The organism is Pseudoalteromonas piscicida (assembly GCF_002208135.1).
In the GTDB taxonomy this organism is placed as follows: domain Bacteria; phylum Pseudomonadota; class Gammaproteobacteria; order Enterobacterales; family Alteromonadaceae; genus Pseudoalteromonas; species Pseudoalteromonas piscicida_A.
Genome location: NZ_CP021646.1, coordinates 2,732,912 through 2,752,252, shown reverse-complemented (window position 1 = coordinate 2,752,252; position 19,341 = coordinate 2,732,912). Strand labels below are relative to the sequence as shown.

Genomic DNA, 19,341 nt, shown 5'->3' with positions numbered 1-19,341 from the left:
ATTTTTGTTTTGGATGAAGGATTATCGAACGTAAAATATTTAGAATTGATGAGTATTTTAGTTGTTTTAATTTTAGCTCAAAGATTGTGTTGCCATAAGCCACGAACGCTTTATGATGATTAATTTGCTCGTGGCGTAAAGATCTTATGCAATCAGAAAAGAATACACTTTATTATCTGTTTACATAGTTTCCGCGATATAGCCACATTGAATCCATGTTTTCATTGTGATTAACAAGACCAACACCGGTTACAACTGAACTATTACCTGATGCTGGTGGGAAATATGAAACTTCAATACCGCCACTTCCAGGGTCATAGCAAGTTTTTGATTGGTTCGTTGATTTAACTCCCGTACCGTAGAATATCTCAGAGCCTAGATTTCCTTGACTATCAAATTTTCGGTAACTCACCCGCAACGCTGCAATATCATCTGAACCATTGATGCGCCACTCCATACCTGTAATTGCGATATTTTCAGAGGTATTCACGTACTGACACTCAAGCTCGTGACTTGGTTTGCTGCCGTAGTTTTTACTGTAAATCTGACCAAATTCACCATTGCCTAATATTTGACGATACCACAAGGTGACGGTAGTTACCGTTGTGTTTCCAGCTCGAGCACCAATACCAACTAAAACGTGATCAGGAATTAACATTGGGATTGGGTTTTGCTCAGGAACCATAGTTGCACGTTCACCATACTTATATACATCGACATCAGTAATATAGTAACCCGAGTTGTTTGCTTGCACTAACGGTGAGAGTAATAAAGCCGCGACCGGCAAGATATGTTTATTTTTCATAGTATAAGTCCTTTAATTAAAATATGAACAAAGAAGTTTGGCATCATTTCATATTTATTTACATGTGTAAATAAAATGAATATTATTTGTTTATTGCACCTTGTTCATATTTCTTAATTAAAGCTAAAGAAGTCCCACCAAGTATTTTATTAAGTCATTCGCTTAACCGATATTTAGCTCGTGTAAGTGGGATTTGTATGCGACGTATTGAGCTTGGGAAGGCTGATAGAAACATCGGCTCAACAGCGCTAATATCAAATGCGTATGCTGGCGCATTGTCATATTCGCCGAATAAGGCGGTAACCTGAGAAAAAGACGTAGGTACAAGCTTGTATGGCGCTAGCGATTGCGGTACATCAAGTTGATATTGATATGCTTTCACCAGTTGCAGTGCGTGATCAAAGTGGCAAATATTCCAACTTTGATTTTCATTGTTTAGCTGCAAAGCCCACACACCATTTTTATCGGTAGCGACAGAGAATGAGTTTTCACAAGGCGCAGGTAGTGACTGTGTATTACTGTGCTGCCAAGTACCCTGGTGATTCAAACAGAGATTCTCTTTGCTACTAAGCGTCACGACTCGTGTGCTGAGTCTTGCTTTACAAGCATCTTCCACAGGTAACCAATAAGCGGGTTTGGTGGTGGAAAGTACCATAAATCCGGCAGGTCTCTCTGGGTCGTGCGAGGCCCATCCAATAAAATAGTGGTTGTCTACGCGCCACTGATCATAGCTTAACCGACCTCGTTGGTATTGACTAGCCAAAGGCAAAGCGCCTTGCCGGTCAGCAAACTGGCAATGGATGGTGTTACTTATAAGTTTACAGGCTGACTGAACTCTATCGAAATTGAGAGGTATTGCAGCATCTGGATAGTTAGGTGGAATAAAACGCGTGTGCGGCAACGATGTTGGCTTTAACTCATTATTGTCTGATTGTTCAAAGCGGCACTCTGTCCGCTCAGTAGAGGGCGCTAAGGCTACTTTGTCGCTAGACATAGCGAGCTCGCAGCTTAATAAATCAAAGCTTGCCGAAATGCTAAAGATAGCGAGATAAATTAGCCAAGCGCTATTCGTCATTATTTTCCTAATTCAAAATGAAAGTCGGTAACCTGTAACGATTTAACTTGAGGCACGAAATAGCTAGTATCGTAGATATTGCTGTAGTCATGCCAAGCTTCACCTTCGCTATCAAGCTCGTTATCATTAGGAGCAAGCCAAGGTTCTAAAGGTTCAGTTAAGAAGCTGACATGTAGGTGATTCTTATGATTTGATTTAACATCTGTAACGCCTTTCAAATTATCGGCAAAGATAATTTTAGTTGCGCCTAATTGTACCAAAGCGTCAACTATCGTCTGTGTGGCTTGGCGATGGTAGTGTGCGTCACCAACGCTAACCGGCCCTGATGATGTTCCTATCGGACGAATATCTACTGTACCACCAAACTTGTGCGTAAAATGAGGAGGATTTATTCCACCCCAGCGCATGGTTGCTCCCGTTATTGTGAGATAATTTGGCATCCCGACAGGTTTGTTTTGTACGTTTTTCCAAGCTTGTCCTAAATTTTGTAAAGCACTTAGCAAGTCTGGGTGTAAGTGGCGGCCAACTAGCCCTGCCGTAGTAAGTCCCTCGCTTGCGCGGTCTGGAATATTGACTAAGCCCGTTACTGCGCATTTTACGATTAGCTGAGCCTGCAAGTTACCAGTTGAGGCTGTTAACTTATCAGAGCCTGGCTGTTGTTCATTACCGCAGCTATGGAAGTTATTTACGGTAACTTTCACTTGGCCATTAGCATCGGTCACTAGACTTGAAGCCTCGTAAGGAGCACGTAATCGGAACAGCCCTTGGTCTATTCTTTGAATTACCGTTGCTCTTGAACCACTCGGAAAACGGTTTGCCATCGTATTTTTATCTCGCCAACTTGATGTGGTGAGCGTGTTATAAGTTGAATTTATAGTAATGGTTTTACCAACGGCCGGTCTGCCATCAGAATAGGTTAATGTTAATGTCCAAAGCGCGCTGTTGCCATTTTTTGGGTATAAAGTGACTTCACTGGCATTTTCAAGCCATTGCTGACCAAAATAGGCCTTTCCATTTGGTGTTGTAATGAGGCCGTCATAATCAAGATTGGTGTTGATCGAAAGAGTTGGTTGAGGTGTCTTGGCGGATAAGTGGGCACAAAATCCCAAGGCAACACAGATTAGTGCATTTCTTCTGTTCATCGTCAATCTCCTTTTATTAATCGATATGAACGTGATTACTGCGTTAAATTTGCTTTGTTTTAAGAAAACACCTAGCGAGACAAAAGTAATGATAGTAAAGCTATCGCTTTTGATGAATAAACTAGCACTACACTCCTTGTGGTGAATCCAAGATAGACTAGTATAAAGTTTGTTAAATACAAGTGAGCTTTTTGTGTTTTTGATTTGGGTGTACATCTAAGCTTATTGAAATAGTGATCGACTCAGCTATCTTTAATTAAGGTATGGAATTTAGGTAGTGCTCCCATGTCCAAGAGTAGACGTCAATTTCTTGAAGCTTCACTAGCCGCCTGTTTAAGTGCGTCATTTCCGGTTAGCCAAGCACTTGCGCTTAACTTACTCTCAGAAGATGAGCTAGAACACGAAGTGGCTAAGCGCAGCGCTGCCCTCCATATTTTAAGATTAGCTTCTCCTTACCCTGCTAATCAAAATGATTTTATTCCGCATATGCACCAAGAATTTAAGGAAAATGTTGAAAGCATGACTCGCGGTAAAATCTATGTTGATATTCATCATAGTGGTGCGCTTGGAAGTGGCCGCGAGTTAATGGCTGCAGTGACTCGTGGGCATGTGGAGGCCGCGCTTATCTCAGTGTCAAACCTGTCTCGGGCTTTACCTGTGTTAGATATCCTCAATATCCCATTTTGGGCGAGCTCAAACCGCGCGTTTCTCAATCTAGTTTGTTCACCACAGTGGCAGTCACTTGTTATTGAGCCCATTGGTGAGCAAGGGAAACTGAATATCTTAATGCATCATCTTGTTGGGGCTCGCACACTAACAAGCACTAAACAGTTTAATCGTTTGATTAACTTGCCTGAAAAACTCAAAGGTGTGGTGCTGAGAGTACCAGCTTCAAAGGTTTTGAGTCACTTTTACAGTATGACGTTGGCAAATGTTATTGATGTGCCTTGGGCGCAAGTGGCTAAAATGGCAAGAACGAAACATATAGAGGTTATCGATCCTAGCGTTGTTGGTTTGTTTGCGGGCCCAGATCTGCTTAAAAACGAGATAGGGCAGGTAGCGTTACTCGAAAGCGTCCCCGATGCTTGGGTAACTGTCGCAAATCAGCATTGGTTAGATGGTTTGCCGCTGCGCTTAAAAGGGGAAATCGAGGACGCGAGCAAGCAAACATTTCATACTCATGTTGCGCAGACTGAGCAACTGCAAAAGGCTTGTGAGCGTGAGCTAGTGGTCTTGGGGCTAAGCTACACCACTTAAGTGTGGACGAAAAGCGCGAATGGCAATTAAAGTTTGGTCACCACAACGCGCAGTGGAATAAGGTAAAACGAGAGCTCCTTGGTAGTACCCGCGCATTTCAACAGCTGGTAAATGCAACGCAAATGGACTTTACTAGGGCCTGTTGAGCTTTGTTACAAAAGCAAACTTGAAAGATCAACTGGCCTTCTAGCTGTTATTATTGCCAACTCAAACGAATTATTGGTACTTTGTTATCGACTCTCTTTAACCAGTGGAATGCCGTTGGTGCCAACCGGAATATAAACCGTTGTATGGTTAGGAGATTCTGCCATTTTTAGCTGCGCATTTATCGCTTCATGTTGTAAGTAGTTTGCAGTAAGTGTGGCGTTGATGATCTTTTGCGCTTCAGCGATACCTTTTGCTTCTTCAATCCGAATTTCAGCATCTTTTTTAGCAATGGCCTTTTGAGTTTCTTTTTCTGCTAGCAGCTGTTGCGCAGCAAGTTTCTTTTCTACAGCATTGGCTACGATATCTGGATAATTAATGTTACCGATCACCACTTGCTTGATATCAAATGGTGCTGACTGTAGGTAGCCTTTTAAACGTTTTGTGACGATTTCAGCAATTTGTTCGCGTTTGCTTTTTAATGCGCCACTGTCGTATTGTTGGACTTCGTCGCGAACATAGGTTCTGAAAGTTTCGCGAACAAAACGCTGATACCAGTTCTCTGCACCATAATTTTCAACGACATCTTTTACTGTACCTGGTTTAATTGCAATGACGGCATGAAAATCAAAACTGATATTCAAGTCATCCTTGGCTAAGATCTCAAAGCGTTCGGTATACGTGTTTGGGCGCATATCGATATTGACGACTTGATTTCTGAGCGGGGAAAAACCATAGTTGCTCGGGCCTACTAAGCTGCCTTGATAACCACCTGAACCAAAAAATCTTGGTTGCTCAAAAACATAGCCTTCATGCCCTGCAGGGGTGCTGGGGTTTGTGCATGATGTGATGGAAAAAAGTAAAATAACGCCAATCACGATAACAGATACAATTGAGCTTCCAATGCTAGATTTTGATTTCATCATAGATGATTCCTTTATAGGTACGTTAGTCGCTATGATAATTGACAATACTAGGACGAACAAGAATTACAGTAAATCAACGACATCAACCGGAGCGAAGTAGTGAAAATATCCGTAGTAGAAAATCCTGAGCAACAATTTGTCGATTTTTTAAGTAATAAAATTAGCGAGTTTAACTGGGCGAATTGGGAGGTCACAGAGCGCCTTCCATTGGCGGTTGAAGTAAAGGATGAGTCTGGAGAGGTTGTTGCAGGTGCAGCCGCGCGTACTTTTGGTAACTGGTTGTTGCTCGATACTTTGTGGGTTTCTGAGACACTTAGAGGTCAAAATATCGGCTCACAGATACTAGAAAGTCTAGAAGCGGCAGCCAAGCAAAGAGGGTGCGTGAAATGCTTACTCGATACCTTAAATTTTCAGGCAATGCCGTTTTATGAAAAGCACGGCTACGAGACTCAATGGATCCAAGAGCATTACCCTAAAGATGGCTGTAAGTATTTTATGGTAAAGGTGTTATAACAAGTTTAGTGGGTAAGCGTACTTACCCACAATGACGCATTAATACGGATTTGGACAAGTTCTAACCTGAAAGTGTGTAAACCAAGGACAGCCTTGATCGAACTTGCTTTCTGGGTATAAAGGTGGATTGCCAGCACCTGCAAACTTTGGGGTTTGTGCCACTGGCAAGTCTTGTAAATCTTTTGAAAGAGTCTTAATTGCTTTTTTGATTCATTTAAGTTTTATATTTATTTCCTTAATTAAGTTCAAGTTTATCTTGGAGGGGGTATCCGAGAGCGTAAGCCTGTGCTACGTATTGAGTACAAAGGACAACTGTAATGAGGCAAAGTCGAAAACACAGAGCAGTTAGCTGCGTTAAATCAAAAAGGTATTAAGTGAAAGCGAACGCTATTTACATTTATAGACGATCGGTCTAATATTTATCCTATGAGTGAGCATTCTGTAAAGCGGCGTAGAGGCCGACCAAAAAAAGAGCAAACAGGTTTTAGTGAAACCAAGGCTGCATTGATCCGAACTGGAATGGAAATTCTCACAGAAAAAGGGTTTGCTGCGACCGGTATTGATGCCATTTTGCGCTCGGTGAATGTACCAAAAGGGTCGTTTTACCACTACTTTGCAAGTAAAGAAGCGTATGGCTTAGTACTGATTGAAAACTATTCCTCTTTTTTAAAAGCAAAGTTAGTGAAAGCATTATCGGTCGAATATCTTGATCCGTTAGCGCGACTTGCATTGTTTATGGATCAAGCTGAGATGTCGATGAGAAAGTTCAGCTATTCGCGAGGTTGCTTAGTTGGTAATCTAAGCCAAGAAGTTGCGCAGTTACCAGAATCGTTCAGAGATAAATTAGACGATGTGCTTAATGAGTGGCAAGCACTGGTCGCTGAGTGTTTTGAACAAGCAAAGCTGCTTGGACATATTGCCAGAGAAACAAACTGCGACGAGCTAGCCTACACGTTTTGGAATGGTTGGGAAGGCGCGGTAATGAGAGCTAAACTTGAACAAAGTGCAGTGCCACTAAAGCTATTCTCTGAGTTTTTTATTCGTTCAATACAAGTGTCTGGTTAACCATTTTGCAGTTAAGTGGGTTAAACCACACTCTTTTTATAATTTAATAGACGATTGGTCTAATTAATGGAGGAGATATGTTTAAAGCAATAATAATCGATAAGCAAGACGGCAATTATACTGCGACACTCAATGAGGTTAGCGAACAGGAGTTAATGCCGGGCGATGTTGATATTGAGGTATTATACTCGACACTCAATTACAAAGACGCGCTAGCGATCACAGGAAAGTCACCTGTGGTGAGAAGCTTTCCTATGATCCCTGGTATTGATTTTGTCGGTAAAGTATCGGCTTCGAATCACTCTGACTATGAGCGAGGGCAATTGGTAATACTCAATGGTTGGGGAGTTGGAGAAAAACACTGGGGCGGCCTGGCACAAAAAGCACGAGTTAACGGCGAATGGCTCGTCCCTGTGCCAGCCAACTTCGAACCAAAAGACGCGATGGCTATTGGCACTGCAGGCTATACCGCGATGTTGTGTATTATGGCACTTGAACGGCATGGCGTAACGCCCGAGCAAGGTGAAATATTGGTGACCGGTGCAGCGGGTGGTGTGGGTAGCGTGGCGATTGCTATTCTGTCAAAGCTTGGATTTAGCGTTACAGCGCTAAGTGGCAGAGTTGAGCAAGAATCTCAATTTCTCAAGCAGCTTGGCGCACAAAATGTGATTCATCGCAGCGAGTTAGAAGGAGTGGGTAAGCCGCTTGCAAAAGAGCGTTGGGCTGGAGTCGTTGATGTGGTTGGTTCACATGTTTTAGCAAACGCATGTGCTGGCACTAAATATGGTGGTGTCGTTACTGCGTGTGGCTTAGCAGGTGGTATGGATTTCCCTGCCACTGTAGCACCTTTTATTTTACGAGGGGTGACGTTGACCGGTATTGACAGTGTGATGTGCCCTAAAGCGTTAAGGCTTGAAGCATGGCAACGGTTAGCGAGTGATCTTGATTTAAATAAACTTGGTGTCATCGCTCATGAAATCCCCTTAGCCGAAGCTATACCTACAGCGGTGGATTTGCTTAATGGCAAGGTGAGAGGTCGTATAATTGTGGACATTAACGCCTAGCATAGATTTCTCAAAATTTAGGCATGTGACTATTGAGCAGTTCGGTGTGATTACCTACAATACAGCATGCTTAAATAATTGAAGAAAAACGATGACAGATTCAACTGAAAAACCAGCACTACCAGATAGGCTTTCAATCAACCCTCGCAGCCCACATTATGCTAAAGAAGTGCTAGAACACCACATTGGCATCCGTTTTAACGGTAAAGAGCGCACTGATGTTGAAGAATATTGCATCAGCGAAGGCTGGATTAAGGTAGCATCACCAAAGGCATTAGACCGTCGTGGTCAACCTTTGCTACTGAAGTCAAAAGGGACTGTTGAAGCTTACTATTGCTAAGCGCCGTGATGAAGCACCAATCTGCTCAGGGGTAAATTGGTGCGCTTTGCTTAAGTTACTGTAATATTCCCATCTCGATTGCTAAAAGTACTGCACGGGTTCTATCTCTTACGCCAAGTTTAGAAAGTAAATTGGAGACATGATTTTTGATTGTGCCTTCTGACTTGTGTAAGGCTTCAGCTATTTCCTTGTTGGAATAACCATTTGCAACCAGTCTCAATACCTCTATTTCTCGTACGCTAAGCGTCTCTGTGGCTTTGAACTCAGAAAAATCATTGTTGAGCTTTGGTGCATACTTTAACAGGGTTTCTGTGATCGCTGGTTGAAAGTAGGTTTCACCATTGATGATGATTTTCATGGCATTTACTAAGGAATCCAGAGCGATATCTTTGAGTACAAAGCCCTTGGCACCATTACTTAAGCTGTCGAGAACGAGCTTGGGGTCATCGAAGGTTGTTAATACTAATACTGGGATCGTTATGCCTTGACTATTTAGCTGCTTCAAGGTGGCGATACCATTCATAATAGGCATGGATAGATCCAGTAAAATAATATCAGGGGCAACCTCTGCTAGCTCATCAAGTAACGTCTGACCATTGTCGCACTGGGCAATGACTTCAACTTCCTCGTTAAATTGTAATAAAGTGACAATGCCTTCTCTTACGAGTTTCTGATCGTCAACCACGACTACTTTCATCAATATCGTCCTTACTGTGGAGTTAACGGGAGTTTAATTTTATAGTATAGGGCGCGACTGTGCTCATAGAGATGCAAGTGGCCGCCACACTCAGATATGCGTTCAGACATCCCCGTTAAACCATTCCCTTTTTGCCATTGTTCACTGATATAGCCATCGTCATGCATACTGACGAACAGCTTTTCATCATCTAACGTCATTTCAAGCCAGAACTGCTTTGCATGACTATGCCTTAGGCTGTTGGTTATTGCTTCTTGAACACAGCGCAGCAGCACTTGTGCTACAGGGCTATCGTCAACAGCAATATGCTGCGGTATGGTTGCATGCACTTTTAGCTCAGGAATATGTTGGAGTAGCAAGGTAAGCGATTGATGAAAATCAATATCTCTGTGTTGTCTGAGCATATCCACGGCATCTCGCACGTCATTTAGTAGTAGCTTAGCCACGCTTTGACATTCTTGGATGTGCTGCTGGGCTGGCGTTTCGGTAGTCAGTCGTTCCGCTATCTGCAATTTTATACTCAATGCTGTGAGGTGATGCCCTAAAAGATCGTGTAATTCCCTCGCTATTCGGGTGCGCTCAGAATGCTTCGACAGCTCAGAAAGTAAGTGTTGCGTGGATTGCAACTGAGCATGTTGATTTTGGATCTCGACCCTAGCTTGTTGTTCTCGTTGATGGGTGGTGGCTAATAGCAAGGCGAATAAGTGAAACAGGCCATACAGTAATCCCTCAATCCATAGCAGGTGTTGTTGTTTGATACTCTGCATTGTAAACCAGCTCAATACGATAATAATGGTGAAGCCAACAGATACGCGAAGGGGCAGTAGATAAGCGATAACGGCAATCCAAATAATGGTAAGAATAGATAAATATCCAAATTGCATTATCCAGCCACAGGCAAAAGCTGAAAATAGCATTACAGCTAGGGCAAGCCATCGTAAATGACGTTCACACTGCTCACAAGTGCCAATGAGGTAACTCAGTGCATAAAGACAGAAAAAGCTGCTGAAGATGGGTATTTCTGGTGGCTCATTCTGTTTATTCGTTATGTAAGCTGAAATAGCGAAAAGGGCAACCCAAGTCATCAGCGCCAATAGGTCTCTCATATCTCGATTTGCGATTAATTTTCCGAATATCAACGCCAATGTCCTCTTGCAAGCAAATTTAACGTAGTAGTAATACCAATTAGTCTTAATACTTGCTCAATTTGAAGGAACAAATCTGACGCTAACTGCGTTAAAAATTTCTCATTTAGAACAACTAAATAGCAAAATTTTCGCCTAGTTATCGACAAGATTTTCTCGCCTCAAAATAGATCACTTAATTAAGCTAATTGGTATAAGGGATAACAGCTGCTAAAGAACAAGTTGTTATCCCGCGTTCAGGTTATTTATCTCACTGAGTATGACAAAGTAACAAGACTGTGCCCATAGGCCAAAAGTCATGGTTTCACATCATGACGTTTGGGACAGGTACTTCTGATGTGGTAGCGCTAGGCTAAAGGTCGAATTCATAAAAGAGAGATTGTTATGCTTATTGTTCATCAGTTTGCTTTGTATTTGCACATTATTATTGGTGCAATTGCGCTAATTGTATTTTGGGGGCCAGTCGTGACCGTAAAAGGTAGCCCACAGCATAGACTATGGGGAAAAATATTCACTTGGTGTATGTGGTTAGTTTCTGTCAGTGGCATTGTCATGTGCCTAATTGTGATTTACGACCCATTGGCAGTCCGTTACCCCTCTCAACACATTGAGCAGGAGCTAGGGCAACAGCTGGTATTGAAGCAACGTCAATTGAGTGAATTTTTACTGATGCTATCAGTATTAGTGTTAGCAAATATTCGTCATTCGAGTTTGGTGTTAAAGGCCAAACAGCACCGTGAGCGATTAAAAAGCTGGCCTCATTTATTGCTAATAGGACTCTTGGCGGCAGTAGGAGGGCGCGTGTTATACGCTGCGCTTGCATCTGGCAGAACGCTATATCTAATATTTTCACTTATTGTGCTTTTTACCGTCGCTACTATGTTGTTCTACATATTTAAGCCAACGCTCAAACCACGAGAGTGGCTGCTGGAGCATATGAGCACCATTTTAGGTGCAGGGATTGCGGTATATACGGCATTTTTCGCGGTGGGTGGGCGTCATTCGTTAGCGCAACTATTGCCTGGGGCATGGCAGCTAGTGCCATGGTTGTTACCCGTTGTGATCGGCACTTTGGGTATCCTGTTTTACAAAAAGCAGTTAGTTAGCCGTCAAACTAGGAGGTGCAAATAATGTCTTGGGAGAACAAAGTACTGAACTTATTGATGATGCTAGTTGCAACCTCTAAAGTGTTTGCGACGCCGAGTCCGACAGACGCGTTGGAGCATGCCAAAACACTATTTGAACAACAGGTAAAAGTGGATGCAGAGCAAGCTTTTCTAGCTCTGCAAGAAACGCATTCCAATGAGTCATTTTATTACCTTGGTAGGATTAAACTGGCGTCTGACAAGCTCGACGAAGCCGAAGACTACCTTAAAAAAGCATTGCGTCTCGAGCCCAACAGTGCGGATGAGTATTATTGGTACGCCAAGGTCAATGCAGAGCAAATAAAGCATGCTTCTATCTTTTCAAAACTGAGTTATGCCAACAACATAGAAAATGCGTTTTTAGCAGCAATAGACAAAGACTCAGCACATATCAAAGCGCAGCAAGGGTTATTCTATTTCTACCTTTCAGCACCAAGCATTGCTGGTGGCTCTGAGGCCAAAGCGGTGCAACAGATAAGGGCGATAGAAGCCTTATCTTCCCATGCCGCAATGAAGCTATGGATCGACTTTTATTTGCAGACTGGCAATGATGAAGCGTTGATAACCTATACTAACACCTTGCTCGAACGCAAAACTATTGATGAAGCAGTGTTGTTTAAAGCTGGAATTGCGCTGCAGAGTATCAAACATTACGATGGTGCATTTGTGTTTTTCAGGACTTTAATAGTAAAAAAGGAACCAAAGCATTACGCTGCGGGGCTTTACCAAATTGGCCGGACGGCGGTGTTTTCACAGGTAAATGTAGGCGAGGGGATCGCAGCATTACAAGCGTATTTAACGCTCGAGATCGGTGCCGATGACCCAGATAAAAATTGGGCACGGTTGCGTTTAAGCCAGCTTTATATGCTCCAAGGAGATACTCCACGTGCTAAACAGTTAATCGGCGAATTAAAATCAACGCGAATTGGCGACAAAGATCTAATCAAAGCGATTAGACAGCTGCAGCTTTGAGTAACCAGTTAATTTGTTTTATTAGGATGGCAAACGTCGAGCAAGCTCGACGTTTTAGCGATTACTGAGCTGAAGTTAACCAGCTCAGAAATTGACGTGCTTCGCCGCCATTGGCGAATTGTGTGATCTTACGGCCTGTGCCGTCAGCAAAGATCACTTTAGATTTGTTCACCGAAATTGAGCTAATTGGTTGCTCAACACGGATCTCTGTTCCGTTATATGTATATGACATAATAAAACTCACTTTTATAATGCTCAGCAAATTAGCTGATGCTTTTGATAGTAGATGAGCTTCATTACAGTTTAGCGAACAGGATACACTGTCCTCACAACGACCCGATATGGGCATGACAGCTTAGACCAATCTTCTTGATTGGCTTGATTTTCGCCTGACTATATTAAGCTCTACTTGTATTTTTTATGCGGACTTACTGGATCAAGGCAAGGAGGCATTACTTGAGGTCTGCTTTATTTTGAGAGGAGGTTAAAGCAAGAGAACAAGGATATAGAATTGTAATTAGCAAAGCAAGCTTTTTATTTCAGCATAGCGATAAATACTCTCAACACTTAGCCAACTTAAGGCACCTAAGGTTGCCTCGAGGTGTTAAACCCCGAGAACATAGTTACTCCATTAGCACAGCGTTTGTTCGACTGACTGCTTGCCGTTAAATAGCTCGAACGTTAGATTCTGAGGATGCTGAGCGGCAAGGTAAACTAGCGCATCTGCGACATTTTCTCGACTTATCACGGCATCTTTTCTATTTTCAGGGCGTGTAGTGGAAAATCCTCCAGTAGCGGGCTCGTTTTGTAACGTACCTGGTCGAACGATGGTGTAGTTTACAATACTTTGCTGTAAGTGTTGATCGGCCATATGTTTAGCGACCAAGTACGGTTTGATTTCACTTTCAATGTTATCAGGATCGTCTGCACCAATAGAGCTGACCATAATAAAATGTCTAATGTTTGCTTTCTCTGCATATTTAACGGCTTTAATCGCGGCCCATAAATCGATCAGTAGGGTTTTATCAGCACCTGTCGCTCCACCAGAACCTGCACTAAATATTACCTGCTCGACGTTGTCAAAGGCTGAACTAAAATCGTTTTCAAGGTCTTGTTCAATGATACTTAACTGCTCAGACTCAATATCTGCTAGCTTGTCTTTATTACGCACCAACGCCACTATGTCATGGCCTTGTTCCAGCATTTTCTTTGTCGTCATTTTTCCAATTTGACCACTGGCACCAATGATTAAGGTCTTCATAGATAAACTCCTTTAAAGTGTTTGCTTAATTAAGACCTTGGGGTCATGGTGTAGATTTAAACCCCTTCGGTGTAAAATAAGTTATAAATAGGCGAGCAATTGCTTAACTAATCTAAAAATTATGGTGGCCAGGGAAAAGTTGACCACCGTAGAGAGGGGAAATTACCTTTTACTTTGTCACTTTGCGAGCTCTAAAGTTACGGCCTTTCATTTTCCCTTCTGAGATTGTTTTAAGCGCCACGTTGGCAATACTGCGCTCAACCGCAACGTAGGATGACATCGCAGTGACTTTTATTTTGCCGATTTGGTCACCTTTTAACGCTTTATTTGAAGTCAGTGCGCCCAAGATATCACCCGGTCTTAATTTCGCTTTCTTACCGCCGTCGATTTGAATGGTTACCATAGGCGCTCGGTTAATTTTGTTATTTAACACTTGGTCGCTTGGCAGGGTATTGGGCTCTATTGTCTTGCCTAAATAGTCTTCGAGGGCATTTACTTTATGCGACTCTTTATAACTCATTAAAGAGCATGCCACGCCTTTATTGCCTGCACGTCCGGTTCTGCCAACGCGGTGAACATGCACTTCTGGGTCATGAGCGATATGGTAGTTGATCACCATATCTACGTGATCGACGTCGATACCTCGAGCAGCGACATCCGTTGCCAATAAAATGGTCACGCTCTTATTTGCAAAACGAACCAGTGTGCGGTCACGGTCTTTTTGTTCTAAGTCACCATGAAGTGCAGCCGCATCAAAACCTAGGCTATATAGGTTGTCGCATACGCTCTGGCACTCCGCTTTGGTATTACAGAAGATAACCGCTGAGTTTGGTTGAAATTGCATTAACAGCTTTTGTACTGCTGGTAATCTTGCGTCGTTATTGTCTATTTCATAAAAGTACTGTTCAATCGAGCTATCATCATGGGTTGCTTCGACCGTGACTTTGGCTGCGTCTTTCATGATGTGCTGCGCGAGCTGCTCTATTTTTGGCGGGTAAGTTGCACTAAATAACAGGTTTTGGCGTGCTGTAGGACAGTGATCGATGATGCACTGCAGCGACTCTTCAAAACCCATCTCCAACATGCGATCCGCTTCATCCAGTACAAAAGTATTTACTTCATCTAGCGACAAACGGCCTTTGCGCAGGTGCTCTTCGATGCGTCCTGGCGTGCCCACAATGATGTGCGCGCCGTGTTCAAGAGAGCCAATTTGCGGACCCATTGGTGCACCACCACACAGCGCTAACACTTTGATGTTATGGACTGCACGGGCAAGCTTGCGAATTTCAACTGCAACCTGATCGGCAAGCTCTCGAGTTGGACAAACCACAAGCGCTTGCACACGAAAGCGTTTCACATTTAAATTATGTAATAGTCCTAAAGAGAAAGCGGCGGTTTTACCTGAGCCCGTTTTACCTTGGCCAATGACATCTTTACCCGCCAAGATAAGCGGTAAGGTTTGCGCTTGAATGTCGGTCATGGTGTGATATCCCAATGACGCGAGGTTATCGAGTAACGCGCTGGAAAGTGAGGTACTTGAAAAAAGTGGCTGAGTCAAAGTCGCTGTCTCTGTAGTTCTAAAACAGCAATTATAACATGGGTCGAATGGATAGCGTGTGTAGGGCCGTGATAAAATTTTTTACCACGGCCATGTGCGTTAAAAAATAATCTTAAACATTTCCCATGAACAGGGATAAGTGGCATTACAGCCTATGACGGTAGGATGCACATTGGCTCCTGCACCACCATTACCTGCGGCTTGGATATAGTGACCATTGATTGACCTAAGTGCCACTTTATCGCCATTTTGGATTAAGGCGCCGGGGTTATTCGGTAGCTCAATCGTAAAGGTTTCCCAAATAGAAGCCACTGTTCGATCGGCATTTAGCTCAGCGCCGCCACCTTGCTCTGCAACAAAGTAATAGCCAGTGGCTGTTTGAATGTGGATGGTGTCGCCATCAAACAGGTTACCACCGTTGACATCGATAAGATTAAACCGCTCCCAAGGGCCAATCGCGATGCGATTGGCGTTTACAGTATTACCGCCATTGTTTTCTGCAACGAAGTAATATTGTCCGCCCGTTTCAAACGAAACGTTAGTAAAAATCGTAGGACTACATGGGGCAGTGGTGAAGGTTAAGTCTTCCCCCTGAATTGTGGTGCGAGGTGGCTTTGGATCTCCTCGAAAACGAAAATGGTATTCGGTGCCACAATCTAGGTTCGTTATTTGTGCGCTAACCGGGCCATTAACGCCAGCGGGTGTCGCGAGTACGCTGTAGCCGTAGTTAGTAGTTAGGCCATAATCAAACGTTTCTCCACTTAAACCGATAGTAGAAGCGGAATAACCGTTTAATTGAGCGGAAGTTTCTGTGATATTGCTCGCAGCTTGGGTCACATATTGCGTACCAGCATGCGCTAAAAATGTACTACCAAACAATGTGAACAGTATCAATTTCAAGATATTCATTGTCTAGCTCCTTTGACGAAAAAAGGCTGTTAGGATTAACAGCCTTTTTAGCTTAGGAGAAGGTGTTGCAAATGCTATTACACCTGCTTACAGCTTTAATTGCCAGCAGTAGGCTTCTGACGTGGGGTACGCTTGTCTCCAGAGTGTTGGCTCTTTGGCTTGTTTGCAGACGATGATGGGCGACGTCTGCGGTTACCATTGTTGTTACTAGCAGGTTTGCCGTTACCACTCGGTTTATTGTTGCGAGGGCCTGAATTTTGCTTAGGTTTGTTTTTCGGCTGAGCGGAAGGTGTTTGCTCGGCTTCGTCCACCTTTGACTTTTTCGGTTTCTTTGGCTTTTTCGGCTTGATTGGGCGCGTATCCAACTTTGATTCTGGTACGGCAAGTTGCGGTTCGAATCCTGGTTCCACTTTACGCGGCACCAGCTGTTGAATTAATCGTTCAATGCCAAATAAGTCGCTCGCGGTCTCTTGCGTAACAAATGAGATAGCTTCTCCCGTCGCACCAGCGCGGCCTGTTCTACCAATGCGGTGAACATAATCTTCGTAAACATTTGGCAGATCAAAGTTCACGACATGAGGCAGCTCTTGAATATCTAAGCCTCTTGCCACAATATCAGTGGCAACAAGTACACGTACTTCACCGTTTTTAAAACCTGCAAGGGCTTTCATGCGAGCACTTTGGCTTTTATTACCATGGATTGCAGCGGCGTTGATCTTGTCTTTTTCCAGATCTTTAACCAAGCGGTTGGCACCGTGTTTTGTGCGGGTAAATACCAACACTTGTTGCCAATCATGCGTTTGGACTAAATGTTTTAGTAAACCTGTACGTTTACTTTTGTCTACTGGATACACCCATTGAGTCACGCTTTTAGCTGTGCTGTTTGCAGGTGCAACAGAAACTTCTACCGGGTCATGGATTAACCCTTTCGCCAAGGCTCTAATTTCTTCAGAGAAAGTCGCAGAAAACATTAAATTTTGTCTGCGGCTTGGTAATGCTTTAATGATGCGCTTGATATCATGGATGAAGCCCATGTCTAACATACGGTCGGCTTCATCCAATACCAGCACTTCAAGGTCGTCAAACTTCACCGCATTTTGCTGGTAAAGATCGAGTAATCGGCCAGGTGTTGCCACTAAAACATCAACGCCTTTACGCAGCCTCATCATTTGCGGGTTGATCTTCACACCGCCGTAAACTACTTCAGAGCTGATAGGAAGATGCTTACTGTACAGCGTAACGCTTTGCCATACTTGATCAGCAAGTTCTCTGGTAGGCGTTAGAATTAGCGCGCGTACGTTATTCGCACGTGGCTTAGTACCTGCAATTAGCTTTTGCAACAAAGGTAATGTAAAGCCCGCAGTTTTACCTGTACCCGTTTGCGCCGCAGCCATCACGTCTCTGCCTTCTAAAATAGCAGGAATGGCTTGCTCTTGAATGGGGGTCGGTTTGTCGTAACCTTGTTCGACAACGGCTTGATTTATTTCTGGGGCTAAACCTAGGTGGCTAAAGCTCATGATTTTGTACTCTGTATTGGGCGGCGGGCAAGAGTACAGTATTTACTCCGCTTAAGCAATTTTGCCGTGTTGTTAAATAAATATAGGCAGGGTAGATAACACTATCATAGCGTTAAAAGTATAATTTAAATATCAGGTTTACAATCAAAATAAATGAAAGGAAACGTTCACAGCACGGGTCTATTGATGGTACTGATTATTCGCGACCAGTTTGCCCCATTTAAAGGTCACATATTCAGCAAATTGGTGTAACTTAGGAGCCGTTTTGTGAAATACGCATCAGTATCTTTGGTAGAAAAGGGTTTTTATTTTGCGAGCCTTAGCGTTGTGTTGTTACTTTCACCGCTAACACAAGTACAAGCTGAGCAAGTCACCGCACAGCAATTTGTTGACTTGCAACAAGGGCGAGCTCACTTCCCTGGGTTTCGCAGGGCACATGCAAAAGGGATTTGCGTGTCAGGAGAATTTAAGTCGAATGGGAGATTATCTCAGTACTCTAGCGCAGCAGTTTTTAAAGCGGGCACGCATCCATTTATCGGCCGATTGGCCATTGCCGGAAATAATCCGCACGCTAGAGAGCTAGCAGCACCGGTAAGGAGTTTTGCGCTGAGCTTCGTGAAAGGTGCTGAGCGTTGGAATATTGCGATGAATACGCCTCCTGTGATGGCGGTAACGAATCCCCATGATTTTTATCAGCAGATAGTCGCTCTGAAGCAGGGCAAAGAGGCAATAAAAGACTTTTTTGCTGAGCACCCTGAGAGTGCGGATTATTTAGCATGGAAAGCGAGTTACACGCCAAGCCCGAGTTTTGCCCTTGAGACTTATCATAGTATTAATGCGTTTTATTTGGTGGATGAAAAATCGCAGCGTCAGGCTATTCGCTGGAAAATGCTGCCAATAAATGAAGAAAGTAAAAACCCTTACACTGGCAAAAACGCGCTACAACAAGAGTTTGCAACTCGATTAGAGAAGGGAACTGTGCGCTTCACTTGGCAGTTTATATTTGCCAAGCAAGAAGATGATGAAAATAATCCAGCCAAACTCTGGCCCAGTAATCGCGCCAAGTTAGATGCAGGAGAGATCTCCATCACTCATTGGCAACCGCAATTAGAGGGTAACTGCCATGCACTCAATTTCGATCCCTTGATACTACCCTCCGGTGTAATTGCGACCGAAGATCCAATTCTAAGAGCGCGCTCTGCTGCGTATGCTGAGTCTTATCGCCGTAGAGCTAAGGAGCAATTGATGGGGCATTTGAGGAAAAAGTGAATGACTAAGCAGAAGATACGATTTAATCTCGCGATGAGAGTGCTTCACTGGTCTATGGCATTACTTGTCTTTGCTATGATTTTTGCTGGTCTTACGATGGTGTATTCTCTAGAGCCTTGGCAGCTGACACTGCTTGGACTGCATAAGTCATTTGGTGTGTTGGCACTAATGCTACTTTTATTGCGCTGTGTTATAAGAATAAAGTCATCGACTCCAAACTTACCATCAGGGATGCCCGCAATCCAAGTCAAACTGGCCAAGCTCAGTCACTGGCTGCTCTACTTATTGATGCTAGTCATACCGACTAGCGGTCTGTTGATGCAGTATTATGCGGCGCGACAAATTGTGATGTTCGACTTCTTCATCATTCCAGCAGCGATGGTACCACGCATCGAATACTTTGCTGTGTTGCGCGAAGGACATGGCTTAGCTGTATTGCTATTGGTAACAGTACTTGCAGTTCATATTGGCGCGGCGCTTTACCATCACTTTATAAGAAAAGATGGCGTGCTAAAAAGTATGTGGTAATGACCCAAG

At 43.5% G+C, this 19,341-nt stretch carries 20 protein-coding genes; 9 read left to right on the top strand and 11 right to left on the bottom strand.

Features of this window, described 5'->3' with window-relative positions:
- Positions 1–172: 172 nt before the first annotated feature.
- The 3 genes from B1L02_RS12810 to B1L02_RS12800 form a co-directional block, all read right to left on the bottom strand.
- Positions 173–805 (bottom strand): hypothetical protein, encoded by a 633-nt coding sequence (locus B1L02_RS12810; RefSeq protein WP_088531332.1) that lies wholly within the window; start codon positions 803–805, stop codon positions 173–175.
- A gap of 154 nt (positions 806–959) precedes the next feature.
- The gene (locus B1L02_RS12805; protein ID WP_088531331.1) at positions 960–1,880 is read right to left on the bottom strand and encodes a hypothetical protein; all 921 of its coding nucleotides are present in this window, start codon (positions 1,878–1,880) and stop codon (positions 960–962) included.
- Positions 1,880–3,022, bottom strand: coding sequence for a hypothetical protein (locus B1L02_RS12800; protein ID WP_088531330.1), 1,143 nt, complete (start codon positions 3,020–3,022; stop codon positions 1,880–1,882). The genes B1L02_RS12805 and B1L02_RS12800 overlap by 1 nt, the downstream gene beginning before the upstream one ends.
- 285 nt (positions 3,023–3,307) lie before the next feature.
- On the opposite strand from B1L02_RS12800, the gene dctP reads away from it, so the two are divergent.
- Positions 3,308–4,279 (top strand): TRAP transporter substrate-binding protein DctP, encoded by a 972-nt coding sequence (gene dctP, locus B1L02_RS12795; RefSeq protein WP_232003088.1) that lies wholly within the window; start codon positions 3,308–3,310, stop codon positions 4,277–4,279.
- Between the two features lie 230 nt (positions 4,280–4,509).
- Here dctP and B1L02_RS12790 read toward each other — a convergent pair whose 3' ends face one another.
- Positions 4,510–5,346 carry an SPFH domain-containing protein gene (locus tag B1L02_RS12790; RefSeq protein ID WP_088532281.1) on the bottom strand — a complete coding sequence of 279 codons (837 nt, stop codon included), beginning with the start codon at positions 5,344–5,346 and terminating at the stop codon, positions 4,510–4,512.
- Between the two features lie 102 nt (positions 5,347–5,448).
- On the opposite strand from B1L02_RS12790, the gene B1L02_RS12785 reads away from it, so the two are divergent.
- The 4 genes from B1L02_RS12785 (at position 5,449) to B1L02_RS12765 (ending at position 8,331) form a co-directional block, all read left to right on the top strand.
- Entirely contained in the window at positions 5,449–5,862 is a 414-nt protein-coding gene (locus B1L02_RS12785) for a GNAT family N-acetyltransferase (RefSeq protein WP_088531329.1), read from the top strand.
- A gap of 426 nt (positions 5,863–6,288) precedes the next feature.
- Positions 6,289–6,927: a TetR/AcrR family transcriptional regulator gene (locus tag B1L02_RS12775; RefSeq protein WP_088531328.1), complete on the top strand. Its 639-nt coding sequence runs from the start codon at positions 6,289–6,291 to the stop codon at positions 6,925–6,927.
- Between the two features lie 77 nt (positions 6,928–7,004).
- Complete coding sequence (locus B1L02_RS12770; protein ID WP_088531327.1) at positions 7,005–7,991, top strand: MDR family oxidoreductase; 987 nt, start codon at positions 7,005–7,007, stop codon at positions 7,989–7,991.
- A 91-nt stretch (positions 7,992–8,082) separates the two neighbouring features.
- Positions 8,083–8,331, top strand: coding sequence for a DUF3297 family protein (locus tag B1L02_RS12765; protein WP_010370670.1), 249 nt, complete (start codon positions 8,083–8,085; stop codon positions 8,329–8,331).
- A gap of 55 nt (positions 8,332–8,386) precedes the next feature.
- Here the strand turns inward: B1L02_RS12765 and B1L02_RS12760 are convergent, their stop codons facing one another.
- Entirely contained in the window at positions 8,387–9,028 is a 642-nt protein-coding gene (locus tag B1L02_RS12760; protein WP_088531326.1) for a response regulator, read from the bottom strand.
- An 11-nt stretch (positions 9,029–9,039) separates the two neighbouring features.
- Positions 9,040–10,113, bottom strand: a complete 1,074-nt coding sequence (locus B1L02_RS12755; protein WP_232003087.1) for a sensor histidine kinase — start codon at positions 10,111–10,113, stop codon at positions 9,040–9,042.
- Positions 10,114–10,557: 444 nt separating this feature from the next.
- Between B1L02_RS12755 and B1L02_RS12750 the strand changes: the two genes are divergently transcribed.
- Positions 10,558–11,304, top strand: coding sequence for a hypothetical protein (locus B1L02_RS12750; protein ID WP_088531324.1), 747 nt, complete (start codon positions 10,558–10,560; stop codon positions 11,302–11,304).
- Positions 11,304–12,290, top strand: coding sequence for a tetratricopeptide repeat protein (locus B1L02_RS12745; protein ID WP_088531323.1), 987 nt, complete (start codon positions 11,304–11,306; stop codon positions 12,288–12,290). Before B1L02_RS12750 ends, B1L02_RS12745 begins: the two co-directional genes overlap by 1 nt.
- A gap of 61 nt (positions 12,291–12,351) precedes the next feature.
- On the opposite strand, the gene B1L02_RS24030 is transcribed toward B1L02_RS12745, so the two are convergent.
- The 5 genes from B1L02_RS24030 to B1L02_RS12720 form a co-directional block, all read right to left on the bottom strand.
- Positions 12,352–12,522 (bottom strand): hypothetical protein, encoded by a 171-nt coding sequence (locus B1L02_RS24030; RefSeq protein ID WP_010607252.1) that lies wholly within the window; start codon positions 12,520–12,522, stop codon positions 12,352–12,354.
- Positions 12,523–12,921: 399 nt separating this feature from the next.
- Positions 12,922–13,551, bottom strand: coding sequence for an SDR family oxidoreductase (locus B1L02_RS12735; protein WP_088531322.1), 630 nt, complete (start codon positions 13,549–13,551; stop codon positions 12,922–12,924).
- A 169-nt stretch (positions 13,552–13,720) separates the two neighbouring features.
- Positions 13,721–15,109: an ATP-dependent RNA helicase DbpA gene (dbpA, locus tag B1L02_RS12730; RefSeq protein ID WP_088531321.1), complete on the bottom strand. Its 1,389-nt coding sequence runs from the start codon at positions 15,107–15,109 to the stop codon at positions 13,721–13,723.
- A gap of 99 nt (positions 15,110–15,208) precedes the next feature.
- Positions 15,209–16,018, bottom strand: coding sequence for a fascin domain-containing protein (locus B1L02_RS12725; protein WP_088531320.1), 810 nt, complete (start codon positions 16,016–16,018; stop codon positions 15,209–15,211).
- A gap of 95 nt (positions 16,019–16,113) precedes the next feature.
- Entirely contained in the window at positions 16,114–17,535 is a 1,422-nt protein-coding gene (locus B1L02_RS12720; protein WP_088531319.1) for a DEAD/DEAH box helicase, read from the bottom strand.
- A gap of 267 nt (positions 17,536–17,802) precedes the next feature.
- Here B1L02_RS12720 and B1L02_RS12715 point away from each other — a divergent pair, with 267 nt between their 5' ends.
- The gene (locus B1L02_RS12715) at positions 17,803–18,804 is read left to right on the top strand and encodes a catalase family peroxidase (protein ID WP_088531318.1); all 1,002 of its coding nucleotides are present in this window, start codon (positions 17,803–17,805) and stop codon (positions 18,802–18,804) included.
- The gene (locus B1L02_RS12710; protein WP_088531317.1) at positions 18,805–19,332 is read left to right on the top strand and encodes a cytochrome b; all 528 of its coding nucleotides are present in this window, start codon (positions 18,805–18,807) and stop codon (positions 19,330–19,332) included. It abuts the gene before it with no gap.
- The last annotated feature ends 9 nt before the right edge of the window (positions 19,333–19,341 follow it).

Excerpts from the sequence above, each read along its gene's own strand:
- B1L02_RS12810 (WP_088531332.1), bottom strand. The coding sequence starts at position 805 with ATGAAAAATAAACATATCTTGCCGGTCGCGGCTTTATTACTCTCACCG.
- B1L02_RS12805 (WP_088531331.1), bottom strand. The coding sequence starts at position 1,880 with ATGACGAATAGCGCTTGGCTAATTTATCTCGCTATCTTTAGCATTTCG.
- B1L02_RS12800 (WP_088531330.1), bottom strand. The coding sequence starts at position 3,022 with ATGAACAGAAGAAATGCACTAATCTGTGTTGCCTTGGGATTTTGTGCC.
- dctP (WP_232003088.1), top strand. The coding sequence starts at position 3,308 with ATGTCCAAGAGTAGACGTCAATTTCTTGAAGCTTCACTAGCCGCCTGT.
- B1L02_RS12790 (WP_088532281.1), bottom strand. The coding sequence starts at position 5,346 with ATGAAATCAAAATCTAGCATTGGAAGCTCAATTGTATCTGTTATCGTG.
- B1L02_RS12775 (WP_088531328.1), top strand. The coding sequence starts at position 6,289 with ATGAGTGAGCATTCTGTAAAGCGGCGTAGAGGCCGACCAAAAAAAGAG.
- B1L02_RS12770 (WP_088531327.1), top strand. The coding sequence starts at position 7,005 with ATGTTTAAAGCAATAATAATCGATAAGCAAGACGGCAATTATACTGCG.
- B1L02_RS12765 (WP_010370670.1), top strand. The coding sequence starts at position 8,083 with ATGACAGATTCAACTGAAAAACCAGCACTACCAGATAGGCTTTCAATC.
- B1L02_RS12760 (WP_088531326.1), bottom strand. The coding sequence starts at position 9,028 with ATGAAAGTAGTCGTGGTTGACGATCAGAAACTCGTAAGAGAAGGCATT.
- B1L02_RS12755 (WP_232003087.1), bottom strand. The coding sequence starts at position 10,113 with ATGACTTGGGTTGCCCTTTTCGCTATTTCAGCTTACATAACGAATAAA.
- B1L02_RS12750 (WP_088531324.1), top strand. The coding sequence starts at position 10,558 with ATGCTTATTGTTCATCAGTTTGCTTTGTATTTGCACATTATTATTGGT.
- B1L02_RS12745 (WP_088531323.1), top strand. The coding sequence starts at position 11,304 with ATGTCTTGGGAGAACAAAGTACTGAACTTATTGATGATGCTAGTTGCA.
- B1L02_RS24030 (WP_010607252.1), bottom strand. The coding sequence starts at position 12,522 with ATGTCATATACATATAACGGAACAGAGATCCGTGTTGAGCAACCAATT.
- B1L02_RS12735 (WP_088531322.1), bottom strand. The coding sequence starts at position 13,551 with ATGAAGACCTTAATCATTGGTGCCAGTGGTCAAATTGGAAAAATGACG.
- B1L02_RS12725 (WP_088531320.1), bottom strand. The coding sequence starts at position 16,018 with ATGAATATCTTGAAATTGATACTGTTCACATTGTTTGGTAGTACATTT.
- B1L02_RS12720 (WP_088531319.1), bottom strand. The coding sequence starts at position 17,535 with ATGAGCTTTAGCCACCTAGGTTTAGCCCCAGAAATAAATCAAGCCGTT.
- B1L02_RS12710 (WP_088531317.1), top strand. The coding sequence starts at position 18,805 with ATGACTAAGCAGAAGATACGATTTAATCTCGCGATGAGAGTGCTTCAC.